We start from the raw sequence: 3,689 nt of genomic DNA, 5'->3' as shown, positions 1-3,689 counted from the left end.
CCACCGAGCTTGCCGCCGCGGCGCGCGCGGTGCCGGATCGCGCCTGGCACGTCCTCGGTCCGGTCGCGGGCATGGTCGCCGATCCGCCCCCGAACCTGCACCTGCACGGATGGGTCGCCGAGATCGGCCCGCATCTCGCCCGCGCCGCCCTGGTCGTCGGGGGCGGCGGCGACGGCGTGGTCGCGGCGGTGGCGGCTGCGGGACGCCGCTTCGTCTGCCTGCCCGAACCGCGGGCCTTCGGCGAGCAGACCGAGAAGGCGGCGGCGCTCGAGCGCCTCGGCGCCGCCGTGGTGCGCCCGTCCTGGCCGGAGGCGTCCGCCTGGCCCGGCGTCGTCGCGGCCGGCCTCGCCCTCGACCCCGCGGCGATGTCCGCCCTGCACGATCCCGACGCCGTGCCGCGGCTGGCCGCGACGATCGAGCGGATCGCCGCCGGCCTCGACGCGCGCTGAGCCCGCGCTCAGAACGGCCGGTCGGCGGGGACCTGCGCCGCCGCGATCTCGGCCTCGGTCGGGGAACGCAGCACGGCGAGGCCGCCGGCGCGGTCGGCCGCCACCAGCCCGAGCCCGGCGAAGGCGTCGAGCCAGCCGTCCATCGGCCAGATCCCGTGGCGTCGGTGGAAGCGCCGGGCGTTGGCGACGATGTCGGTGAAGTGCTGCAGCGGCGGGTCGCAGGACAGGTGGTGCTGGTGGAAGGCGTGCATCCCGCCGGCGAACAGCACCGGCACCCCGGCCTGCGCCGCGCGGAAGGCGAGGTCGGTGTCCTCGGCGCCGTAGCCCGTGAAGCCCTCGTCGAAGCCGCCGATGCGGTCGTAGGTGGCGGCCCGCACCGCGAAGGCGAGCGACCAGAACAGGCCCGGTTGCGGCGCCGGGATCACGCCGGCCTCCGGGAAGCAGCGCGCCGGATGACGGTGGCCGACCCGGTCGAGGCCGGCTTCGGTCCAGCCGTCGGAGACCGCCGCGCCCGGAAGGTAGCGGATCTCGCAGCAGATCAGCCCGTCGTGCTCGGCGACGGATGCGGCGAGCCCGGACACCAGGGTCGCCGACGGGATGCAATCGACGTCGAGGTAGACCAGGACGTCGCCGGACGCCGCGCGGCGTCCAGCGTTGCGGGCCGCGGCGAGGGGCAGGCCGTCGCGCCGCAGATGCGTGCGCCGCACCGGGAAGCCGAGATCCGGCAGCGGGCCGTCGTCGCCGCCCATCTCGACAATCACGGCTTCCGCCGGCGGCGCGCCGCGCCCGAGGCCTTCGAGCAGGCGCGCGAGATGGTGCCCGCGGCCCTTGTTCAGGGTGACGACGCTGACGCTCACGCCGAGACCTCGGCCGCGACCCCGTCCACGTGCAGCACGTCGAGGCGGTACTCGGCGGCGCGGATCCGATGCACCGGCCGTGCGAAGCGCGCATCCGCGATCAGGGCCTCGGCCGCGGCGTCGCCCGAGAGCGGATAGTCGGTCTCGCCGAGCCAGTGCACCAGCACGATGTCGCCGCCGGGCAGGATCGACGACCCGATCCGCGCCGCGATCCGCGCGACGTCCGCGCGCGAGAAGAAGTACGCCACCTCCGACAGCACGATCAGGTCGAACCGGCCCGCCGGCCAGGCATCCGGGATCGCGCAGGCCTCGAAGCGCACCCACGGCGTCGCGGCGTTGCGGGCGCGGGCGGCGGCGAGCGCGGTCTCGACCACGTCGATGCCGAGCAGCGCCGCGCAGCGCGGCGCGAGCCGGTGGGTGAGGACGCCGATCGAGCAGCCGATCTCGAGGCCCGAGGCGTAGCGCTCGCGCGGCAGGGCTTCGAGCGTCGCGGCGTACTTGGCGGCCTCGTAGGCGCTGGTGGTGAAGCCCCACGGATCGGGATCGGGGTCGGCGCCGTAGAGCCCGGCGAAGTAATCCGGCGTCAGCGAGTCGGCGCGGCGGCTCATCGCGGCAGCTCCACGAAGCGTTCGTAGGGGCCGCACAGGCGCTCGACCATCGCCTCCGATAGGCGGAAGCCGTCCGGATCGTCGGCGATCAGCCGCGTCGTCTGCGAGGCGTGCGCCGCGACCGCCCGGCGCTTGGCGGGGCGGTGCGCCTCGACGTCGAGCCGGAATCCGGTTGGCGCCGGCCCGACCTCGCGCTCCGGCGGCAGGGTCCAGCCCCAGACCGGGTAGGCGTAGACGCGGATGCCGGGGATCAGCGGGCGGGCGAGCCCGACGATGTCGGCCGCCGCGGTGTGATCGCAATGCGGGTCGTGGCGCCAGGTGACGAACACCGCATCGGCCCCGCACTCGCGCACGGCGTCCGCGATTACCTCGGCCGCGGCCTGCGCCGTCGCGCCGGTGCTCGGCACGTGCGCGTCGGGCAGGCGCAGGAAGGCGACGTGCTCGGGCGCCAAGCCGAGCTCGCCGACCGCCCGGCGGGTCTCGTCCTCGCGCAAGCTGCGCAGCCGCTCGGGCGGGTACAGGCGGGAATTCGGGTGCGAGCCGCAGCCGTCGCTGACGACGACGAGCCGGACGGGCAGGCCGCGCGCCCGTGCCTCGGCGATCAGGCCGCCGCAGCCGAGGCTCTCGTCGTCGGGATGGGGGGCGACCACGACGAGGCCGCGCGTCGCCATCGCCGAGAGGTCGGCGACGGGCAGGGTGTCGAGGAGGGGCAGGAAGGCGTCGGCGCGCATCGGGTCTCGGCGGTTCGCAGGGCTCGGCGCGACGGGGTCGTGCGTCGATGCGGCTGTCAGGTCGGTTCGGGGTCGTGCCAGAGCGCGTGGACCGGGGCGTCGGCCCCGGCGACGTAGGCCGCCGCGCTGACGAGGGCGCCGTCGGGGGCCGGCTGGCGCAGGTAGGTCGCGAGGTCGCGCACCAGCCGCTCGAGCGGGTGGGCTTCGAGGAAGCCGGAGAGGCCGACCGAGCGCTGGGCCAGCTCGATCGCGTCGAGGCCCGCCCGCTCGACCGCGCCGCGGGCGAGGGCGACGTAGGCGACCGCCCGGTCGCCCTCGACGGGCTCCGTCGTCGCCAGCCGGGCGGCATGCTCCACGAACAGGCGCGCGGTCTCGGCGGCCGTGGCCGCCTGCCCGAGGCGGGCGCGCTGGTGCGGATCTCCGCCGCGGCCGGTCGCGGTCAGGTGGCCGCGATGCGCCTCCAGCACCGCTTCGATGCCGCCGCACTGGACCGCGAGGAAGCGCCACGCCCCGGCGGCGAAGAACGGCTGGCGATAATAGTCGTCCGGGGCGCCGATGCGGTCCAGGGGCTCGACCCGCAGGCCGGAGAAGTCGACGGTGCCGGTGGCGGAGGCGCGCATCCCGTGGGCGCGCCAGTCGGCGAGCTCGGCGCGGGCTTCCGGATCGAGCGGCACCACGAGCATCTGGCGGCGCCCGTCCGGCAGCCGCGCGGTCACCAGCGGGCGCGTGACGTGCCCGGCACCCGAGGCGTAGGACTTCGCGCCGGTCAGCACCGCCGGATCCGCCTCCGTGCCGAGCGCGAGACCACCCGGCTCCGCCGGCTCGGTGTTCCACACGCCGAACAGGTGCCCGGCACGGGCATCGGCCGCGAAGCGCGCGCGCACCGGATCGCTGCCGTAGCGCAGCACCAGCGCCAGCGCGTTGACGTGGCCCTCGTAGATCCGCCCGACCGCGAGGTTGCCGCGCCCGATCCCGCGCAGCACGTCGCGCAGGCGGTCGGCGCCGCCGGGCGTGCACAAGCCCGCTCCGCCCAACGCTTCGGGC

5 protein-coding genes are annotated in these 3,689 nt (G+C 76.3%); 1 reads left to right on the top strand and 4 read right to left on the bottom strand.

What is annotated here, in order from left to right; genetic code table 11:
- A partial coding sequence (locus FV230_RS25800; RefSeq protein WP_281408331.1) for a glycosyltransferase occupies positions 1–449 on the top strand: 449 nt, incomplete at its 5' end.
- Positions 450–457: 8 nt separating this feature from the next.
- Here FV230_RS25800 and FV230_RS25795 read toward each other — a convergent pair.
- The 4 genes from FV230_RS25795 to FV230_RS25780 all read right to left on the bottom strand — a co-directional run.
- Positions 458–1,306, bottom strand: coding sequence for a galactosyltransferase-related protein (locus FV230_RS25795; protein WP_147844415.1), 849 nt, complete (start codon positions 1,304–1,306; stop codon positions 458–460).
- The gene (locus FV230_RS25790; RefSeq protein ID WP_147844414.1) at positions 1,303–1,914 is read right to left on the bottom strand and encodes an SAM-dependent methyltransferase; all 612 of its coding nucleotides are present in this window, start codon (positions 1,912–1,914) and stop codon (positions 1,303–1,305) included. The genes FV230_RS25795 and FV230_RS25790 overlap by 4 nt, the downstream gene beginning before the upstream one ends.
- Positions 1,911–2,645: a PIG-L family deacetylase gene (locus FV230_RS25785; RefSeq protein ID WP_147844413.1), complete on the bottom strand. Its 735-nt coding sequence runs from the start codon at positions 2,643–2,645 to the stop codon at positions 1,911–1,913. The genes FV230_RS25790 and FV230_RS25785 overlap by 4 nt, the downstream gene beginning before the upstream one ends.
- Positions 2,646–2,701: 56 nt before the next feature.
- Positions 2,702–3,689, bottom strand: a 988-nt coding sequence (locus tag FV230_RS25780; RefSeq protein WP_147844412.1) for an acyl-CoA dehydrogenase family protein, incomplete at its 5' end; no start/stop codon positions are given.

Source organism: Methylobacterium sp. WL6, from assembly GCF_008040095.1.
In the GTDB taxonomy this organism is placed as follows: domain Bacteria; phylum Pseudomonadota; class Alphaproteobacteria; order Rhizobiales; family Beijerinckiaceae; genus Methylobacterium.
Note: the sequence above shows the minus strand (reverse complement) of the source record. Positions and strands in the feature narration are given on the sequence as shown.